We start from the raw sequence: 18,547 nt of genomic DNA, 5'->3' as shown, positions 1-18,547 counted from the left end.
TGTACAATTACAAATGCTAAATGTTACTGACGGTAATTTACGATATTTACTGTTATAATACGTTGAATTTTCTTATAAAGAAGAGCAGATATCAGTGGAGGACTGTTTACTATAAAAAATATTGAGATAAATCCTAATTTAATTCAATGATAGTAAATAGAATGAACTTTTATTGTGCTTGGTAATATCTTGAGTTGGCCGGATAAATTCTGTGGACGCATAATCAAACCTAATGCTGTACCTTTATGAGCTGCCAATTGTAGCTTTTGTACCTCATGTTCAGATAATTCTGGCAGCCATCCTAAAACTACACTGTAATTGCCACTTGATAGTGCTTTCTCCATGGCGTTAGGAGAGGCAATGGGAAGGATTTGGTTTAACTGAACAATTTTACTTAAAGGTAAGCCTGAATTTATTAGCCATTGACGGCTTAGTTTCCTATTAGGTGTAATCCAGAGTAACCATCTATTTTCATTCCCGGATTGATGCAATAAAGGAAGAAGGATTTGATTGATCATAGATTGTTGCTCATTGTAGAGCAATTCTCTAACTACAGCATTTGTCGCTTGTAAAGTGGACTGACCAGATTCAATAGAAGATAGTAATTTTGAGGATGTGATATTTGTCACATTATCTATTTTTTGAGCTCTATTACGGCCAATTTTATTCTCAATAAGATATTCCAAAATTAATTGAATATTCATAATTCACTCCACCATGATACGTGTATATTTATACAGTACTCTGTTGTTTGTCTAAAAGCAAGGGTATTTTTTTCAAAGCGCTTCGCAAAAATTCACATAAAACAGTTTTTTTCTAACTTAATGATTGGCAGGTTGGAACAGATTGAGTATGGTTTTAATTACTTGTTCTTGTTATCTATTTAATTAATAGCAAACATGGATATAGCATATAAAATATTTAAGCAGGATATAATTCATGGAGTGATAAAAATGTTTTTATCTGGGGCTCGTTTTGATCAATTGGAACATAGTGTATCTTCACTGGGAAAACTTAAAAAGAAGTCTCAATTTGGTGGAGTTGGATTATCAATTGATGGAGTCTTGTTCGCCCTGAGTTCTGAGGGAGAGCTTTATTTACGAGGAAATAGTCATGCAGAGCTATTATTTAAAGTCAGAGGCATGGAGAAGTTTATCTATTCAAAAAGAGGCATTCCAGTGGCTTTGCGGTATTACCGAGTCGGTGAGTCACTTTGGCAGGATCAAAAGCAGTTATTTGAATATATCAACTTGTCCTATCAATGTACATTAGCAGATATCATCGGCAGGCAGAAAATACCTCTCAGGTTAAAGGATCTTCCCAATCTGGGGATAGTTTTGGAGCGTCAATTGTGGAAAGTAGGCATATCTAAAATAGAAGAATTGCGCATGCTGGGAGCAAAAGCGACTTATCTTAAATTGCAACGAAATAGGAAAAAGACGAGTGTTAATGTATTGCTTGCGTTGGCTGGTGCAATAGAAGGTTGTCATGTCGCTGTTTTACCAGAAAAATTACGACATGATTTGTTGCTCTGGCATAAAGAATTAGAATGAAGTAATTAAAATTACCCTTCACGATAAAAATGAAAGATAGGGGCACAGTCCCTATCTTTGGCATCAGTGCTTTTGGTATCAATATTCCGCAATAGGATATAAAAAATTATTGAACTTGTTGAAATTATTGATAGTCTGTTGAGAAAATAGATAGTGAATTTAAGTTTTAAAATATTAATCATATTTATGACTCGTTGTCGTTCCTTTGAGTTATTGATGAATAAATTATGACACTTTTGTATTCCAAGGGTTTGCCAAAACTTTACGGGCATGATGTAGTTTTGCAGAAAATCCTGCCGTTCAAGGCAGCCAGTTTTAATATGCGGATGTGTTTGGGAAAATAAGTTTGCTAGTTTGTTAATAGTATTCCCACTGCCGGAAATAGTAATATTGGGTTCCTGATTTAGATTGGAAATAGTCAGTAAATCTTGAAGAAAATGGAAATAAAAGTCAGAGGTGTCAGCATAAACAGTATCAATACCGCCTGGTGTGATCTGAATGCCATCAGATTCGGAGGAATCCATCATATATTGATACACAGAGCTATGAACAATGGGAGGAACTATCTGATAATTTCCCAGCTTGCTATGAAAGTTTTCGATTTTAGACTCTACTCCATGGAAATTTTGAATAAATGTTTTCTCTATATGGCGTAGATCAACAGGTAATGAATCCCACATCCAAAATAAATTGTGTGGAGGTAAGAGTGCCTAATAAAATGATTTTAGTTCCTGATCTTAATCTTTTTCTGGTTCTTTATTTGTTTTTTTAATGTAACAATCTCCGGCAATAATTCAATCAGTAACACTACCTGCTGTAATACAAGCTGGATTTTATTGTTATCAGAAGTCAGTTGATTGCTTCTTTTGATCAAAAGCTCTGAAATATACTGAAGAGGCTTCTCATCGACTCTGTCTTGCTGTAATGCAAATTCAACATGGCAGATTGCATCATTAAGTATTTTCAGGATGACAGGATCGTTAAGTTTATCGCGATGTGCTCCTAAAGCAGAAATATAACTCAGCATAGTATGGTTAAGACAAAGCAGACGAAATGCCGCCTCCTGAGATATGCGATGATTTTTGGGCTCTGATAACATGTTTGAGATCACTGATGCCAGTTCAGCGTCGCAATTGTGTGCGTTGCGACGTGCGACCCGATAATCCAGACAATTACTTTTTCCTTGATGATATTGCAGCACAATTGCATTGAGATAATGACAATTTGCACTCATAGTGCGGGTAATAACATGCGGTAATTGGTGGAACTTCCAGTCAGGCCAGATAAAACTCACTGCCAGCAAAGCAATGCCACAACCGATCAGGGTGTCTATGATTCTGGGTAAAGCGATTTCAAAACCTTCTCCCAGTAAATTAAAGCTTAACAGAACCAGCAACGTAATAAACAGGGTTGCATGTGCATATTGAATATTACGGAAAGCAAAAAATAGCACACCTGAAATCACGATCAACAATAGCTGCCCTTCAATAGAAGGTACGAGGTAGAGAATGGGTAATCCAATCAAAATGCCTGCCAGGGTGCCAATAATACGGAAAGCCAAACGACGGCGGGTTGCACTATAGTTAGGTTGGCAAACAAATAGGCTGGTCAGCAAGATCCAATAGCCCCGTTGTAAATCAAACAATTGAATAACCGCATAACCAGTACATAGCAGAGCAGACATACGAATAGCATGGCGGAACAGGGCTGATTTTGGTGTCAGATTGCTGTGGAGCCGAGACCAAATATCACGCCATCCCGTTAAAGCTTCATCAGATAATTGCGTATCTTCTTGTTTATCATGGTCTTGATTCTCATTGCCTGATTTATCAATATGAGAGCAGCCGTGGGAAATGAAATATTGATCAGAACTGAGTCCTGCTAACTGGGCATCAATTGCCCGTAAGTTTTTCAGTAAGTTATTGAATGCATTTATCTTAGTGTCAGTTATTTGCTGATTTTTTAATCTCTCCAGAGAGCTTTCAAGATAATTGAAAGCATTCTCGAAACGTGAACTATGCTGATATTGTTTACGCAGGATAATAGATTGTGAAACTTGCTCACAAGCGTGTGCCTGCATAGACAATAATCGTTGGAAACGAAACAGAATATCGCTGTGACGCAACGTTTCCCGTAGTTTTTGATATTGAATGTGGGATGAGCTGGCCCGTTCGTGAATATCCTGAACAATAAAATAATAGTGGAGAGTCTTACGGGTTCCCTGTTGTCCTCGATCCCCTTTCAGACGGCTTAATAAAGCTATTTTGGTCTGATTGAGTGTTGTGACTAATGTGCTGTTAGCCATAACAACATCAAATACAGCTTGTTTATATTCTTCTGCTTCAGAATCGGGGTCAAACAGATTCGTTTTGGCGTAAAGGTATGCAGAAAGCTGGCGGTAACAACGGGCCAGATTTTCTTGTAATGGGCGGATAGGAAACAGTAAATGTCCCGCCAATGTCAGCAAGTTATACCAAATTGCACCAGTGAGTAATAATAAAGGTTGCTGATACCAGACAGGAAATATGGATGCACCGAGCATGGTATAAATAGCAATCAATAAAGCACCGAAGGCGATAGTGGCATAGCGTTGCCCCAAAGCGCCTAGCAGGATAAAACTACAGGTAGAGATTGCTAGGCCAAAAAAGAAAAGCCAGGGATAAGGGAAAAGCAGAGTGATGGATATGGAGGCAGCAAAGAAGGAGATTAAAGTGATAATAAGGTTGCGTAAACGGCCGACTAAGCGATCATCCAAATCTGTTAATGCTGCGGCAACAACGCCTAAAGTCAAAGGGATCGTGATTTTGGACTCTTCCTGCAATAACCAGGGGACGAGAGTCGTTCCTGTTAGAGCAATGAATATACGAATATAATAGAGAACGTGATTGTTATACAGAAAATGGCGGGAGCAGGAAAAAATCGTTAGCACAAAATACTCCTAACAACATTTACATGAGCGGGGCGCTCAACAATTTTCAGGTACGGTGCTACTACAATGGAACTAAAATCAACACAAATTGGTCAACGGCTTGCCCGGCATCCATATAATCGGGTGCGTTTGCTTAATGCTGGCATTGAAGTCAGTGGTGACAAGCACCAGTACCTAATTCCGTTTAATCAATTAATTGATGTTCAGTGTAAGCGAGGGATTGTCTGGGGGGAACTGGAATTTGAATTACCTGAAGGAAAAGTTGTCCGTTTACATGGGACTGAATGGCAGCAAACACAGCATTTTTACCATTATTTACTGAAAAATTGGCAGGCATGGAGCCTTGAGATGAGTGATATCAGTGCTGATGTACTGGCTGCTCAGGTAAATAAAATTGACAAAATCAGGCAACAGAACCGTTGGATTAAAACAACAGACTTACCTTTATTGCAGCAACAAATCCAGGAAACATTTCAATCCCTCCCTTTACCTTTACAAAGAGTTAAACAATTTGAGAATTGCTGTGATAACTATCAGATTTGTCTGGACTGGTTGAATGAAGGAGAAAAAAAATTAAAGCTCATAAACCAGCAGTGGGTTGAGCGTATGTTGGAACAATATGGTGAGTTTTTCCAGCCCGTAGAAAATTCGCCATTTGATTGTTCTCAGTGCCAGGCCATAGTTAACGGTGAAAAATCCATATTAGTTTTGGGAAGTGCGGGGAGTGGGAAAACCTCTGTTTTAGTTGGGCGTGCCGGATGGTTATTGTTACGTCAACAGGCACTTCCTGAACAGATTTTATTACTCTCTTGTGGGCATCAATCGGCTGATGAGATAAATAAACGTATTCAGTTACGTTTGGAAACAAAAGAGATAAAAGCGCAAACATTCCATGAGCTGGCACTCAATATTATTCAGCAAGCTGGTAATCATGTTGTCAAAATCAGCGAATTAGAAACTGATGCTCAAAAGCGCCGTGATTTCCTCATTCGGGAATGGCAAAAACAGTGTACTGAAAAGAAAGCACAGGCAAAAGGTTGGCGGGAATGGCTGGAAGAGGAGCTGGACTGGCAACTACCGTATGGTGAGTACTGGCATGATAAGCAAGTGCAGGTTCGTTTATCCAGTCGTCTGGAGCACTGGCTGGGGCTAATAAGAATGCACGGTGGCAGCCAGAAAGAGATGATTGAGCAAGCTTCACCTGAATATGCTGGCCTGTTTCAAAAACGTATGCGCCTTATGGCACCTTTATTGAAAGCCTGGAAATCAGCATTAAAAACAGAAGGAACGATGGATTTCTCTGGTTTGATCCGTCAGGCAGTGAATGTTCTGGGAAAAGGGCGTTTCATTAGCCCGTGGAAACATATTTTGCTGGATGACTTTCAGAATATTTCTCCATTAAGCATCAGGCTATTGGCAGCCCTGAGAGTGCAGAATAAACAAAGTCATATATTTGCTGTTGCAGATGATTGGCAGGGAATTTATCAAATTAATGATACAAAACCGACTTTTTATTTTGCCGAAGATGTTTTCGGTAAAAGCATTTCTGATGAAGGTATTTTTGACGAAATTACGGAATGTATTTTGGATACCACTTATCGTTTTAATGATCGCATTGGTGAAATTGCCAATGGATTTATCCGGCAACATCCCTGTCAAGTGAGCCGTTCATTCAGACAATTTACCCCTCGTAGTTTAATAAAAGGAAATAAAAAATCAGTTGTAATCTTGCCGGAAGAACAACTGGAAGCATTACTGAACAAAATGAGTGGTTATGTCACCAACGAAGAGACCATTTTGTTATTGGCTCGTTACCATTACCTTAAGCCTGAGTTACTGAAAAAAGCGTCTACCCGTTGGCCGAATTTGCATATTAAATTCATGACTATCCATAGCTCCCAAGGGCAACAGGCAGATTACGTAATTATCTTGGGATTACAGCAAGGTAAAGATGGCTTTCCTGCATCAGAAAAAGGTTCCGTATTAGAACAGGTGTTATTGCCGCAACCTGAAAAATTTTCTGATGCAGAAGAGAGTCACCTTTTGTATGTTGCACTGACAAGGGCAAAAAAACAGGTATGGTTGATGCAGGAGCCGAAAAAACCATCGGTCTTTATTCATCAACTCTCTCAATTGGGTGTTTCGAGCCAGCGTAAACCTTAAATCTTCGGGAGAGGGGCCGTCTCTCTCCTTATTAATGGCTGAAACTATTCTAATCTGTCATGAAGATAACTTTGATAGTCCGGTACAAGATAAACAGATAAAGATTGCAACCAACAAAGAAGCAATCTACAAGATGAAAGGTATAAAGGAAGATTAAATGGGTGATCAATACATAGAAAATATTTTGAAAAAGGTCAAAACCATTGCGTTAGTTGGGGCGAGTGAGAAACCAGAACGGCCGAGTTATAAGGTCATGGAATATCTGCTCAATCAGGGATATTGCGTTATTCCGGTCAGCCCTAAATTAGTGGGAAAAACATTATTGGGACAGATGGTAGTGGGGCAATTATCTGATATCGGACAATCAGTTGATATGGTTGATGTGTTCCGCAACGCGACTGCTGCTTATGGTGTTGCTGAGGAAGCCATTGCCACCGGGGCAAAAGTGCTTTGGCTACAAAAAGGGATAATTAATGATGAAGCAAAATTACTGGCAGAAAGTAAGGGATTAGACGTTGTCATGGATCGCTGCCCAAAAATTGAAATTCCCCGTTTAGGATTGGAAAAATAAAGAAGGCGATGTTCACTTCTGTTTCACCGCCTTTCCTTACCAGAATTGTTAAAATTGTTTTCAGTAAAGAGAAGAGATTTGTTTAATTTCTTAACCTTGGGGCTAACAACTGGCTGCGGATAGACTCAGCTAACTCATCCAGAGAAGGATGCTCTGGGTGGTCATCTGATATCTCGTAAGTCAATTGTGCCTCTGCCAAATAGGTGTGAACGGGTTGCCCATCATCACCTTCCATCACGACGTGATACCACGGAGCTGAACGTAAAGTAGCATTAGATGCAATATCATTTTCCTGCGGTTGTTCTAAAGAATATTCAGCATCAATATCTACAACAACACCCAAATAACCTAGCAACTTATGCCTTACTTGCTGGCCGATACCGAATTTGCTGGCGATCATCATAGTCACCTCCAAAGAAACCTTGCAATCACTCTTATATAAGGGCAGTAAGGTAAATTTCAAGCGCACACCCGGTAACCGGAATCTTGCATGCAGGATGGTATGTGATCACCATCTCATAATTCAGGTTAGCTGTTGTGCATATAAAATACAATACTAAAAGTGGTCTTAGTATGCCAAAGCTATTATACCCAATAGATTTTGAACTGTTACACATGGAAAAATAAACGCACTTTTGGCAACATACCCTATTAGGTGGCTGGGGATATTTCTTCGATTTTGCTTGCGGGGGGAGAAAAAAGATGACTATTCAAAGTATCACTATTTATATATATGGACGAGTACAGGGAGTTGGCTTTCGCTATCAAACATATCACTGGGCAAAGAAAAATAACTTATTGGGATATGTTCGCAATATGAATGACGGTAGTGTCAAAATAGTTGCTTGTGGTAATGAGGAGCAAATCAAAAAATTAATCCATTGGTTAGAGCAGGGAGGGCCTCCGGGTTCAAAGGTTGAGCATTTTCAATCGCATTTTTGTGAAGTGGAAGTGATGGACGATTTCAGCATCCGTCATTGAAGACGGATGACTGATTCAGATACATTTTACTGGTTTTGGAAGACCTGCAATTTTAGTTGCTTGTTTTGCTGGCCCTTTGGGAAATAGGCGATAAAGATAGCGACTATTTCCTTTTTCTTCGCCATATTTCTGAGAAATTGCTTTGACTAACATTCTGATAGCAGGAGAAGTGTTGAACTCCTCATAAAATTCGCGCACAAAACGAACCACTTCCCAATGTTGTTCGGTCAAAGTGATATCTTCCTGTTCAGCGAGTAATGGTGCCATAGCTTCTTTCCAGTCACTGCTGTTTTTTAGATAACCTTGTGCATCAGTTTCAATCTCACGATCTTCAAATACCAACATAACTTTTTAACCAATCTATAATGATGGCGGCAATTTAGCAAAAATCCCCTTTGTTCCCAAGAAAAGATCACCATAAATGCTGAATAAATGATCCAATAAACAGTAATATGAACAAATTAACGTCAGTTGAATATATAAATACTTTACATTGGGAACAGTGATGTTTATAGTGCTCGACATCGCGGAGGGGTGGCCGAGCGGCTGAAGGCAGCGGTCTTGAAAACCGCCGATGGGAAACCATCCGAGAGTTCGAATCTCTCCTCCTCCGCCATCTACACTTCTACTAGCATCTCCTAAAGTCTACTTTTTCCAGTAAAATCAAAGAAAAATCCTAAATTACACTCTGCTGACGTCTACTAGCATCTATTGCAATGTACCCCCTAAAAAAATACCCCCATTACTGTGAGGGGACGAGGATGCTAGAAACATGAAACTAACAGCTCGGCAAGTTGAAACAGTAAAACCCCAAGAGAAAGATTTTAAGCTATCGGATGGCGGCGGTTTGTATCTGTTGGTAAAGGAGAATGGCTCCAAATATTGGAGATTGAAATACCGCATTGCAGGGAAAGAAAAACTGCTTGCTATTGGCACTTTTCCGCTTGTTACTTTGGCCGAAGCCAGAAAGAAACGTGATGGAGCCAAAAAACTGATAGCTGAGGGCATTGATCCCAATCAAGATAAAAAACAAAAGAAACTTGCGGCTCAGGGAGAAATCAATAACACCTTTGAGAGCATCGCACGTGAATGGTATGAACAGCGAAAGGACAGATGGTCAGTCGGTTATCGTACGGATATGATGAGTGCTTTTGAAAATGACGTCTTTCCTTATATTGGTCATCGGCCAATAACCGAAATCAAACCACTGGAACTGATGGAAGTTCTATCCAGAATGGAAAAACGGGGCGCTACGGAGAAATTAAAGAAAGTTCGTCAACGCTGTGGTGAAGTTTGGCGATACGCAATTATCACTGGTCGAGCTGAATATAATCCTGCCCCCGATCTTGCCAGTGCATTCATTCCCCACAAAAGAGAGCATTACCCCCATCTCAATGTTAATGAATTACCTGAATTTCTAAAGTCTATTGATAAGCATATGGGCAGCCAAGTAGTCAGGCATGCGTTGCGGATTCTGATTCTAACTGGATTGCGTCCGGGAGAATTAAGAAATCTTGAATGGGATGAAGTCAATTTGGAAAAAAGAACGATAGAGATTTCAGCCGAAAGAATGAAAATGCGCAGACCGCATTGTGTGCCTTTATCTGATCAGGTAGTGACTTTATTTCAACAGCTCATTCCAATTAGCGGTGATTATCAATATGTATTCCCCAGCCGAACAAACTATAAAAAGCCTATTAGTGAAATGGCTATGAATGTCATGATGAAGCGAATGGGATACGGAGGTAGGGCTACAGGGCATGGATTTCGCCACACGATGAGCACTATATTACACGAGCAAGGCTATAATACTGCTTGGATTGAAATACAGCTTGCTCATGTTGATAAGAACAGCATTCGAGGGACTTACAATCACGCCCAATATCTGGATGGTCGCAGGGAAATGCTTCAATGGTATTCTGACTATATGGATACACTTGAATTAGGTGAAAATGTGGTGCATGGCAAATTTATGAAACGTGCTTGATTGAATTATCTGAAAATAATCATTTACTATTAATACATAACTATTTATGGCTTCATATTAATCATAAATAGTTATCTTTGTAAACTGTAAGGCGTAATATCCTCTTTGTATGAAATGGATTACTATTCCTATGTGATGATCTCAAACTGTAACTTCGGTTTAATTATCCCTGTTCTAATAACGTCTAGAAACATCAAATATAGATAAGTTAACAGGGAAAACCACATGTCAATAATTACCACACCTAAAGAAAGTCTTATTCGTTTATCAGAAGTCCAACGTAGAACAGGTTACAGTAAAGCGTGGATCTATAGGCTTATCGGAGAAGATAAATTCCCGAAACAAATCAAAATTGGCACTCGCTCAGTTGCTTTTCTTGAATCAGAAGTTGATGGCTGGATAGCCCAACGCATTTCTGAATCTCGCGGTGAAATGTAATAGAAAATATATTTTCAGCATAACCAAAAATCACAAAAATAAAAAAATCATGAACAATAAAAATACGGATAATAACCGTTACGGATACTCTTACGTCAAAAATCAGGCAAACGATATTTTAATTATCGATACAGAAATTAGTTGGGCTGAAAAAGAAAAGGATAACATAACAGATGCTACCCTTAACCTATCCTCTTTAAGAGGGATAGTTAATCATTGGTTTTATTGTAGATTAGCTGATTATTGTTCAGATGATGCTTTTGCCTTGCGCTGGCGGCGTTTGATCTCACCCTTCATTGCAGCAACAATAAAACCAGCATTGCTTTCACCATTTATTTTAACCTGTTCCATATCTTCCATGACTTCATGTGGTATGCGAACAGTAGTCATTTGTGATTTTGCATTCTTCGCACCAGTTGCCATTACTGAATCCTCTGTGATTTGGTGTATTTCATTATACATAAAAAGTAAACCGGAAAAAGTATTGACGTTTATTTCACCCAAGGATAAAGTGAAATACACCTTGATGCTTTCAAGGCAGAAAACAACAACGCCCCGAAGTGCTACCAACACTATCGAGGCGTCTAACCACAACGTAAAGGAGACTTACGCGATGGCTGGCATACAGCATACCCAAACTCGCCCTAAATTTACATGCCTAATTCATCCTCAGCGCCTTATCATCATTCTGGCGGGTATCTCCTTCCTGAGATTCGTTTCCCGTCAGGAGGTGCGCCGTGGGTAAAAAAACTCTTTCATTAAAACAGGCGGAGTATCGCACGCAGTTAGCGGCTTCTGTTTTCACGTTCATTCTCGAAAAGTCGCCGAAAGAATGCACCGTTGAACTCAATAACCTGATCTTGCTGGCGCGTGATATCAATCAGGAAATACAGTAAGCACTGTTGAAACATACGCCACAGCCTTTGTTAATGACATTATTGGGTTATGTGGTGAACAAGCCTCAGAAAGCGATAACGTTAGATCAGTCCATGTATCGGGCAGGATTAGCCATATCGTTATTTGAGGTGATTCTTGACCAAATCGGCAGGAATTGTTCAGAAGAACCGCGTGATCTGCTGGCTCTGGTTTGTGACTTTAATCAAGACGTCTATCACGCACTGTGTGCGGCTGTCTATGGGGAAGAATAAATTATGAGTCAACACTTCTCACAGCCAAAAACCCTACGGGAGACGTTATCCGAACCGTGAAACAATCCGCCATGAATCACTGGCAAAGCCTGTTGCCAGCCTGTGGCGTTGATGTTCCGGTAAAGGGGAAGCATGGCGCTTGCCCGATATGCGGCGGCACAGACCGTTTTCACTTTATAGACGATAACCATCACGGCGACTGGCATTGTCGCCAGTGCGACCAGCCCAATCACGGCGATGGATTGGATTTAGTGGCAAGAGTTAAAGGTATCACTGTTCTGGTCGCAGCTAAGCAGATTGCTGATGTGCTGGCAATGCCGCTATCTGAACCCAAGCCAGCAAAAGAACAGCCCAGAACAGTAAAACCCATTGCGGAACGGATCGTGGTGCTGGTGGCAAAATCGATAAGGGGAGAATCTCAGTATCTGGCGAAAAAGGGGCTGCAATGCCCCAATCAGCGGTTATTACAGAATTCTCTATTGCTGGTGACGCAGACACTGGACGGCACTATCACGGGTGCTCAGACTATCAAGCCAAACGGCGAAAAACGCCTTGTTTCCGGTACACAGAAGAAAGGAAGTGTTATTCCGGTATCTGAAATAACCGGAATACCTGACACGATCATCATTACCGAAGGTTACACGACAGCGCTGACTGTCAGCCAGTTACATGATGATGGCGCGATACTGGCTGCTATTGATGAAAGCAATTTACTGAATGTTGCCGAATTGGTCAGAACGCGGTGGCCTGAATCGAAAATTATCCTTGCCGCCGATAATGATTGGCACACACAAGGCGAACGGGACAAAAATGGCAAACTCAAAAAGAACGTGGGCAAAATTGCCGCAGAGAAAGCCGCTAAAGCTATCAATGGATGGGTAACGTTACCACCAACGGAATATAAAGCCGACTGGGACGATTATCGTCAACATCACGGCATGGAGGTAGCAAAGCAGGCATTCAGCAACGGATTATATCAGGTTGGGGAGAAAAAACTCATGGAAGCAGAAGCGGTAGTTATCCACGAAACGAAGTCCAAAAAGGCTAATAACAATCTGGCACAGATGGCAGCCAGTCAACGCGGGGCATTATTGGTTGAGCATTACCAAAAAATCGCGGTACATGCTGAAAGTGAAGCCGTTTATCACTATAACGGTACGACATGGGAAACCCTGTCAGATAACGTGCTGCGCCGCGCAATGGTGGCAATCTTTGACCAGCACGACACTCCTTACAGCCCAAACGGGATCAATAACGCTATCTGTGCCATGAAATTACAAATTCCGGTCATTGGCGAACAGCGACAGGATTTAATTGGGTTTCGTAATGGTGTGTATAATTTATCGACACAACAATTTACCCCGCACCAACCGGAACACTGGTTAATGAATCATAACGGCATTGAATTTACCCAGCCTGCTGTTGGTGAAAATTTGCCAGATCATGCCCCAGATTTTTATCGCTGGTTATCCCATGCGGCGGGGCAGAATGAAAATAAGATGAATCGTATCAAAGCTGCCCTGTTTATGATTCTGGCAAACCGTTATGACTGGCAGCTATTTATTGAAGTCACCGGCGAAGGCGGCAGCGGGAAAAGTGTGTTTACGTATATCGCTACCCTACTGGCGGGAGAGCACAATACCGCCAGTGGCAATATGAGAGCGCTGGATGAAGCCAGAGGCCGTTATCAGTTTGTCGGCAAGAGCTTAATTACGCTGCCCGATCAGGTTAAATATGTCGGTGAAGGCGCAGGCATTAAGGCCATTACCGGCGGCGACCTGATTGAAGTTGACGGAAAATATGAGAAGCAGTTTTCTACCATCATCAAAGCCGTGGTATTAGCCACCAATAACGAACCCATGAGTTTTACAGAGCGCAATGGCGGTATAGCACGGCGGCGGGTGATATTTCCGTTTAATATTCCGGTCAAAGAATCCGAGAAAGACCCACAGTTACCGGAGAAAATCAGTCGTGAACTGCCGGTGATTATCCGTCATTTATTAACAGAATTTGCCGACCAGAATAAGGCTAAAAAACTGCTACAGGCGCAACGCGACTCGAACGAAGCATTAACGGTAAAGAGTCATTCCGATCCGTTGTATCGTTTTTGTGGTTATCTGGTGTCAGTCAATGATGTGAGCGGAATGAAGATGGGGAATAAGAATATCAGCCCACGCGCACCAAGATTGTACTTGTATCACGCCTATCTCTCTTTTATGGAAGCGCATGGCTTTGAACGTCCGCTGACACTGACGAAGTTTGGTGAATCCATTCCCAAGATTATGCTGGAGTACCGAAAAGAGTATCGAAAAGTGCGTACCAAGAAAGGCTATTCCTATAACGTGGAATTATCGGAAGAGGCCGAAGAATGGCTACCATCAGTGCCTGAGTGTCGAGATTTTAAATCGCCTGTATAAAACTTTTGGCTTTAAGTCTGCACTCCATACACCAATTCAAATATCTAACTGTATTTAAAAGAAAATAATCGATGTATAGTTATTTTTTAGCTATACATCAACTCTACATTTTCTTCATTAATCTAAAAAATGGGTGAACAGATGATACAGTCAGTGAATATCATATTAATTGCATCAAACCGAGATGTAGCAAGGCTTTCAGGGGATTGTGTAGAGGGTGTATAACTGAGAGGGTGAAAAAGATTTTCAGGGGGGTAGGAAACAGAAGCATTTATCTAAGAATCTTCGTTGTATTAGTTATCACTTGATCTGGCAGTACGCCCAGACAGAAAAGGATGTAAATAAAGTAAATATATAGTAGAGAACGTTCGCTTCTGGTTTTGTACCCTCTACAGGAAGGTACTTGGGCGATTATGAGCGAAGAGCGGACATAACTTTGTGGTATGCTAATTTGCAGGAAGCAAGTTAGGGGCATTAATGCCCCATTTATAATCAGTTTCACCTTGGCATTATAAATGCTCTTGGAACAATCACAAACTTTGCTTTAGTGGTACTTTTCTTGGCATGTAGATACCATCTTTTGGACGCTTGCGCTCTTCAAAATGGATAGCTAATGATAAATAAATTATTGAGTTTCGAGCTAAGCCAATGAGTTGCATAATTCTTGATTCAAATTGGCTTATTGGTATTAAAAGAGAGTGAGAGGATAGTTTTTCTTTTTCATAGATCTTTGATTTTAGGTCTGTAAGTCTTGAGCTTAGCTTATTAATTTGTTCTTTAAGTTGCTGGGGTAAATGAGAATTATTATCTTCCTTGGCTTTTTTAAGCTTTAATTCAATCTCTCTAATTTCATAAGGTATCGTATTAACTTCTTCTTGCAATTTTCTAAACTGTTCATCATTGTAAGTATAATGTGATGTTGCGAGTTCATAGCCAAAATCATCAACTATTTTTAATGAACGATGTTCCATAGCATTTCTAATTTCTGCAAATGCCACTGCATTTGGATCTAACCATTTTGTTACTGAATCGGAGTTACCAACTTTGCGGATATCTTTTAATATATAGAATAATGCGTGAATAAAATGATTATCGCTATCCTTCAGTTTTTTATGGGGCTTCCATTCGTTATTCTTACCTGTGAAATCACGGAATAAATTATCTATACTGATTTTTTTGTCATGTTTTAGATCATTTAAATCAAAAAAACGATTAATTAAATATGCTATTTTATCAAAAAGTGAATATACTGTTCTAAATGCTGATTTATACTGAGCAATCTTCAAATTATTAATTGAGTAAGTCATATCTTCAACGTGTTGATATGTTGAGTTGAATATATGAGTGGCATCATCCGGTATATTTTTTGAAGAATATATTAAGTACCGAGCATAGCAATAATCATTTTTTAATTCATCATAATTACCGTGATAGGATAGTTCTTCATGCATGGTAAGAGAATTATTAATTGATTGAATAAATGATGGTAATGCAAAAACATCCTCATAAGTGTTCTGGTACTCACAAACATCATTCAAATCATTAAGAAAGAGTCTGTTTTTAGCGCACCATTCTAAATAGTTTTTCTGTTTTTTTGATGTAAACTTTCCAGTATACTCTTTGAAATAATCGAAAGCTGATGTTTCAAAAAGCTCCTCGAACCATTTTTTAAAGTTGAATAATCGACCTCCTTCCTCAAGTGACGTTCTTTGCTCAGGATATAGTCTCTTGATATTTTCAATTCCTTTTCTTACAAGTTCATAAGCAATAAAGTAATGATATTCTGAATGCCCGTTGTCATAAAGCGAATGGCCAAGGAATAATTCATTATTAGCTTTGGATATAATGGCTACAGGATTATTATCTATAGAAATAGCGTTATCATAGTGCAGAATGCAACATAGTACTCTACCTTGTGATGAAAGGCGATTAGCTAAATTTGTCTCAATCATAGATCTAAGATTATTATGCGCATGAATATTATTTTCGTGTTCTCTCCAATCTGCTTTAGGGAGCGCATGTAAAGCTTTTCTGTAGAAGATGACAGATTTCATCAAATCATCTGAATACCACTCTGTTTTACGAGTTTCATAGAGTTCAGAATAGCAATTTCCTAAGCAGTAAAGATAATGCGCCTCATACAAGGGGTGAGAAAAAGTGAAATCCTGTTCTGTAAAACTCTCGACTAATGTAGCTAAAGAAGCGTGATCACCTGTGATGATGTATTGATCCGCAAGCTTACTGAACTCGTCAAGTTCATCTTTTACCATTAACAAGGGGACTCCTTAACTATTCATACAAACCGAATGGTAAACTTCGACATCAAAAGTAAATACACATTACACTATTTAATCAATTATTTGTTGCGCAAAATGTACGTTTTTTGATTGGTGCTGCTAATCTAACCTTTAAGTTAAGGATGATAAAAGGTGACCTGTTCACCGTAAATTAACAGCACAAAGCAGGCTGTCAGATTACACAAAATAATAGGCCTTTGTTTAGAGCTGTTTCTGATTTTGTGTAATCACTCATCATAAATAGATAACTTCATATTATTTTTCATGGTGTTAAAAATTAGAACTAATTTAACCCAACATATTTTATATGAAACACTATGAAAAAACTTCTCGAATTATGTCAACAAAAATCCGATTTAACCCAGCAAATGCGTTCACTGCTCACCAAAGCGGAAGACGAAAAACGCTCACTGAATACCGATGAAGCTAAACAGTTCGACGAACTACGCAGCCAGTCCGACATACTGAATACTGAAATTGCCCGTTATGAAGCTTTGGCTGATGAAGAACGTAGTCAGGCAAAAAACCATCCCACCAGTAAAAAACTCAGTAATGACGAATTGCGCCACTATGTTCTGACTGGCGAAACCCGCGCTTTATCCACGAGTGTTCCGTCAGAGGGTGGCTATACCGTTATTCCCGAACTGAACAAACAAATCATGCAACAACTGACTGATGAGTCAGTCATGCGTCGGATTTGTACGGTGAAAACCACACGCAGCAACGAATATAAGCAGTTGGTTTCGGTCGGTGGTGCAGCCGTCGCCCACGGGGAAGAAGGCAAGGCCCGCAATGAAACCACAATGCCGAAGATGGAAGAAGTCAGCATCAAGCTGTTCCCTATCTATGCTTATCCCAGAACTACCCAAGAGATTATCGATTTTAGCGATGTAGATATCTTAGGTTGGCTGACTTCCGAAATTGCCGACACATTCGTTGATACCGAAGAAACGGATCTCGTGAGCGGTGACGGCAGTAAAAAAGCAAAAGGCTTTCTGTCTTATCCCCGTGATACTCAAGCCGACAAAATTCGCGCATTTGGCACACTACAGAAGCTGGAAGCCGATACGCTTTCCGCCGATAGCCTGATTGACCTGAAATTCTTACTCATGAACAAATACCGCAAAAATGCAGTCTGGGTGATGAACTCCGGCACAGCCGCTCAGGTGCAAAAACTGAAAAACGGCAATGGTGATTATATCTGTCGGGAACGTTTACAGGCGGGTGATCCGGATATGCTGCTGGGCTTGCCTGTCCACTATCTTGAATTTATGCCGGAAGGTGTGATCGGTCTGGGGGACTTCAAACGCGGTTATTTCATCGTTGATCACGAAACAGGCACCCGTACCCGTCCTGACAATATCACCGAACCGGGGTTTTATAAGGTTCACACTGATAAGTACTTGGGCGGCGGGCTGGTGGATTCCAACGCCATCAAAGTGCTGGAAATCAAAGGCACTAAAGCGGGTTAACGACAAGGGGCACTGCGCCCCCTTCGTAGTCCTGGAGTCTTTCGAATGAATGAGATTGAATTAAGAACGGCCTCACTGTCTGCCAGTGATAAAAAACTGACCGGCTATGTGATTAAGTGGAACAGCCGATCCCAAATCCTATGGGATGAATTTGTTGAACAATTCGCCCCGAATGCCTTTCGTGCCAGCTTGACGGCAAATACTGATGTTCGGGCATTGTATGAACATGATCATATGAACCTGTTAGGCCGTACCACCTCCGGTACATTGCAACTTAGCGAAGATACTATCGGACTACGCTTCGAACTAACCCCGCCGGATACCCAATTAGGGCGCGATGTGTTAACGCTGGTTGAACGGGGTGATATCTCTGGAATGTCCTTCGGGTTCAGAGCATTGAAGGATCAGTGGGATGTGGGTCAGGAACCTTACGTCAGAACCGTCTTAGAGGCCGAATTACGGAAAATCACCATCACCAGCTTACCCGCCTACCCTGAAAGTGGGGTAGAGATTGCCAGGCGTTCACTGAATGCCGCTAAACCCCGTGATGCCGATTTGCGTCATTACTGGCTGCAACTGTCCGAGGTGTAA

General features: G+C 40.5%; 18 protein-coding genes, 1 tRNA gene and 1 pseudogene. 13 read left to right on the top strand and 7 right to left on the bottom strand.

The genetic code is table 11. The annotated features are described in order from the left end of the window. Positions 1-143: 143 nt before the first annotated feature. A complete protein-coding gene (sulA, locus tag BDD26_RS17930; protein ID WP_072022062.1) occupies positions 144-704 on the bottom strand; it encodes an SOS-induced cell division inhibitor SulA in 561 nt (186 codons plus the stop codon). A gap of 249 nt (positions 705-953) precedes the next feature. Here sulA and BDD26_RS17925 point away from each other — a divergent pair, with 249 nt between their 5' ends. Then, positions 954-1,553 carry a TfoX/Sxy family DNA transformation protein gene (locus tag BDD26_RS17925; RefSeq protein WP_115827321.1) on the top strand — a complete coding sequence of 200 codons (600 nt, stop codon included), beginning with the start codon at positions 954-956 and terminating at the stop codon, positions 1,551-1,553. An 11-nt stretch (positions 1,554-1,564) separates the two neighbouring features. On the opposite strand, the gene BDD26_RS17920 is transcribed toward BDD26_RS17925, so the two are convergent. Further along, the gene (locus BDD26_RS17920; protein ID WP_115827320.1) at positions 1,565-2,233 is read right to left on the bottom strand and encodes a hypothetical protein; all 669 of its coding nucleotides are present in this window, start codon (positions 2,231-2,233) and stop codon (positions 1,565-1,567) included. A 44-nt stretch (positions 2,234-2,277) separates the two neighbouring features. Next, positions 2,278-4,482 (bottom strand): YccS family putative transporter, encoded by a 2,205-nt coding sequence (gene yccS / locus BDD26_RS17915; RefSeq protein WP_115827319.1) that lies wholly within the window; start codon positions 4,480-4,482, stop codon positions 2,278-2,280. Between the two features lie 66 nt (positions 4,483-4,548). Here yccS and helD point away from each other — a divergent pair, with 66 nt between their 5' ends. Continuing rightward, positions 4,549-6,645, top strand: coding sequence for a DNA helicase IV (gene helD, locus BDD26_RS17910; RefSeq protein WP_115827318.1), 2,097 nt, complete (start codon positions 4,549-4,551; stop codon positions 6,643-6,645). A 157-nt stretch (positions 6,646-6,802) separates the two neighbouring features. Continuing rightward, positions 6,803-7,216: a CoA-binding protein gene (locus BDD26_RS17905; protein WP_038269325.1), complete on the top strand. Its 414-nt coding sequence runs from the start codon at positions 6,803-6,805 to the stop codon at positions 7,214-7,216. Between the two features lie 82 nt (positions 7,217-7,298). Here the strand turns inward: BDD26_RS17905 and hspQ are convergent, their stop codons facing one another. Further along, on the bottom strand, positions 7,299-7,619 hold the full coding sequence (gene hspQ / locus BDD26_RS17900; protein ID WP_176551317.1) for a heat shock protein HspQ: 321 nt from the start codon (positions 7,617-7,619) through the stop codon (positions 7,299-7,301). Positions 7,620-7,918: 299 nt separating this feature from the next. Here hspQ and yccX point away from each other — a divergent pair, with 299 nt between their 5' ends. Further along, complete coding sequence (gene yccX, locus BDD26_RS17895; RefSeq protein WP_038269326.1) at positions 7,919-8,197, top strand: acylphosphatase; 279 nt, start codon at positions 7,919-7,921, stop codon at positions 8,195-8,197. Positions 8,198-8,212: 15 nt separating this feature from the next. Here the strand turns inward: yccX and tusE are convergent, their stop codons facing one another. Next, on the bottom strand, positions 8,213-8,542 hold the full coding sequence (tusE, locus tag BDD26_RS17890; protein WP_038269327.1) for a sulfurtransferase TusE: 330 nt from the start codon (positions 8,540-8,542) through the stop codon (positions 8,213-8,215). Positions 8,543-8,725: 183 nt separating this feature from the next. Here tusE and BDD26_RS17885 point away from each other — a divergent pair. From BDD26_RS17885 to BDD26_RS17875, 3 genes are all read left to right on the top strand, one after another. After that, a tRNA-Ser gene (locus tag BDD26_RS17885) sits at positions 8,726-8,813 on the top strand. Positions 8,814-8,969: 156 nt separating this feature from the next. After that, on the top strand, positions 8,970-10,184 hold the full coding sequence (locus BDD26_RS17880; protein ID WP_115827317.1) for a tyrosine-type recombinase/integrase: 1,215 nt from the start codon (positions 8,970-8,972) through the stop codon (positions 10,182-10,184). Positions 10,185-10,409: 225 nt separating this feature from the next. Then, the gene (locus tag BDD26_RS17875) at positions 10,410-10,622 is read left to right on the top strand and encodes a helix-turn-helix transcriptional regulator (protein ID WP_038188287.1); all 213 of its coding nucleotides are present in this window, start codon (positions 10,410-10,412) and stop codon (positions 10,620-10,622) included. Between the two features lie 249 nt (positions 10,623-10,871). On the opposite strand, the pseudogene BDD26_RS20595 reads toward BDD26_RS17875, so the two are convergent. Beyond that, positions 10,872-11,045: pseudogene (locus tag BDD26_RS20595) on the bottom strand (YlcI/YnfO family protein); the annotation flags it as partial. Positions 11,046-11,235: 190 nt separating this feature from the next. Here BDD26_RS20595 and BDD26_RS20590 point away from each other — a divergent pair. The 4 genes from BDD26_RS20590 to BDD26_RS17860 all read left to right on the top strand — a co-directional run bounded on the left by BDD26_RS20590 (position 11,236) and on the right by BDD26_RS17860 (position 14,187). Beyond that, entirely contained in the window at positions 11,236-11,367 is a 132-nt protein-coding gene (locus BDD26_RS20590; RefSeq protein WP_280524533.1) for a hypothetical protein, read from the top strand. Next, positions 11,360-11,518, top strand: a complete 159-nt coding sequence (locus tag BDD26_RS20425; protein ID WP_244922778.1) for a hypothetical protein — start codon at positions 11,360-11,362, stop codon at positions 11,516-11,518. The genes BDD26_RS20590 and BDD26_RS20425 overlap by 8 nt, the downstream gene beginning before the upstream one ends. Before the next feature lie 6 nt (positions 11,519-11,524). Beyond that, the gene (locus tag BDD26_RS20420) at positions 11,525-11,770 is read left to right on the top strand and encodes a hypothetical protein (RefSeq protein WP_244922777.1); all 246 of its coding nucleotides are present in this window, start codon (positions 11,525-11,527) and stop codon (positions 11,768-11,770) included. 71 nt (positions 11,771-11,841) lie between these two features. Continuing rightward, positions 11,842-14,187 carry a primase-like DNA-binding domain-containing protein gene (locus tag BDD26_RS17860; protein WP_244922825.1) on the top strand — a complete coding sequence of 782 codons (2,346 nt, stop codon included), beginning with the start codon at positions 11,842-11,844 and terminating at the stop codon, positions 14,185-14,187. A 530-nt stretch (positions 14,188-14,717) separates the two neighbouring features. On the opposite strand, the gene BDD26_RS17855 is transcribed toward BDD26_RS17860, so the two are convergent. Beyond that, on the bottom strand, positions 14,718-16,457 hold the full coding sequence (locus BDD26_RS17855) for an LA2681 family HEPN domain-containing protein (RefSeq protein ID WP_115827315.1): 1,740 nt from the start codon (positions 16,455-16,457) through the stop codon (positions 14,718-14,720). Positions 16,458-16,801: 344 nt separating this feature from the next. On the opposite strand from BDD26_RS17855, the gene BDD26_RS17850 reads away from it, so the two are divergent. Further along, positions 16,802-17,956, top strand: coding sequence for a phage major capsid protein (locus BDD26_RS17850; protein WP_115827314.1), 1,155 nt, complete (start codon positions 16,802-16,804; stop codon positions 17,954-17,956). Positions 17,957-18,001: 45 nt separating this feature from the next. After that, positions 18,002-18,547 (top strand): HK97 family phage prohead protease, encoded by a 546-nt coding sequence (locus tag BDD26_RS17845; protein ID WP_115827313.1) that lies wholly within the window; start codon positions 18,002-18,004, stop codon positions 18,545-18,547.

Source organism: Xenorhabdus cabanillasii (assembly GCF_003386665.1).
Taxonomy (GTDB): domain Bacteria; phylum Pseudomonadota; class Gammaproteobacteria; order Enterobacterales; family Enterobacteriaceae; genus Xenorhabdus; species Xenorhabdus cabanillasii.
Note: the sequence above shows the minus strand (reverse complement) of the source record. Positions and strands in the feature narration are given on the sequence as shown.

What these genes read in the sequence shown, in the direction of transcription:
- sulA (WP_072022062.1), bottom strand. Translation starts at nt 704, where the DNA reads ATGAATATTCAATTAATTTTGGAATATCTTATTGAGAATAAAATTGGC.
- BDD26_RS17925 (WP_115827321.1), top strand. Translation starts at nt 954, where the DNA reads ATGTTTTTATCTGGGGCTCGTTTTGATCAATTGGAACATAGTGTATCT.
- BDD26_RS17920 (WP_115827320.1), bottom strand. Translation starts at nt 2,233, where the DNA reads ATGTGGGATTCATTACCTGTTGATCTACGCCATATAGAGAAAACATTT.
- helD (WP_115827318.1), top strand. Translation starts at nt 4,549, where the DNA reads ATGGAACTAAAATCAACACAAATTGGTCAACGGCTTGCCCGGCATCCA.
- BDD26_RS17905 (WP_038269325.1), top strand. Translation starts at nt 6,803, where the DNA reads ATGGGTGATCAATACATAGAAAATATTTTGAAAAAGGTCAAAACCATT.
- hspQ (WP_176551317.1), bottom strand. Translation starts at nt 7,619, where the DNA reads ATGATGATCGCCAGCAAATTCGGTATCGGCCAGCAAGTAAGGCATAAG.
- yccX (WP_038269326.1), top strand. Translation starts at nt 7,919, where the DNA reads ATGACTATTCAAAGTATCACTATTTATATATATGGACGAGTACAGGGA.
- tusE (WP_038269327.1), bottom strand. Translation starts at nt 8,542, where the DNA reads ATGTTGGTATTTGAAGATCGTGAGATTGAAACTGATGCACAAGGTTAT.
- BDD26_RS17880 (WP_115827317.1), top strand. Translation starts at nt 8,970, where the DNA reads ATGAAACTAACAGCTCGGCAAGTTGAAACAGTAAAACCCCAAGAGAAA.
- BDD26_RS17875 (WP_038188287.1), top strand. Translation starts at nt 10,410, where the DNA reads ATGTCAATAATTACCACACCTAAAGAAAGTCTTATTCGTTTATCAGAA.
- BDD26_RS20590 (WP_280524533.1), top strand. Translation starts at nt 11,236, where the DNA reads ATGGCTGGCATACAGCATACCCAAACTCGCCCTAAATTTACATGCCTA.
- BDD26_RS17860 (WP_244922825.1), top strand. Translation starts at nt 11,842, where the DNA reads ATGAATCACTGGCAAAGCCTGTTGCCAGCCTGTGGCGTTGATGTTCCG.
- BDD26_RS17855 (WP_115827315.1), bottom strand. Translation starts at nt 16,457, where the DNA reads ATGGTAAAAGATGAACTTGACGAGTTCAGTAAGCTTGCGGATCAATAC.
- BDD26_RS17850 (WP_115827314.1), top strand. Translation starts at nt 16,802, where the DNA reads ATGAAAAAACTTCTCGAATTATGTCAACAAAAATCCGATTTAACCCAG.
- BDD26_RS17845 (WP_115827313.1), top strand. Translation starts at nt 18,002, where the DNA reads ATGAATGAGATTGAATTAAGAACGGCCTCACTGTCTGCCAGTGATAAA.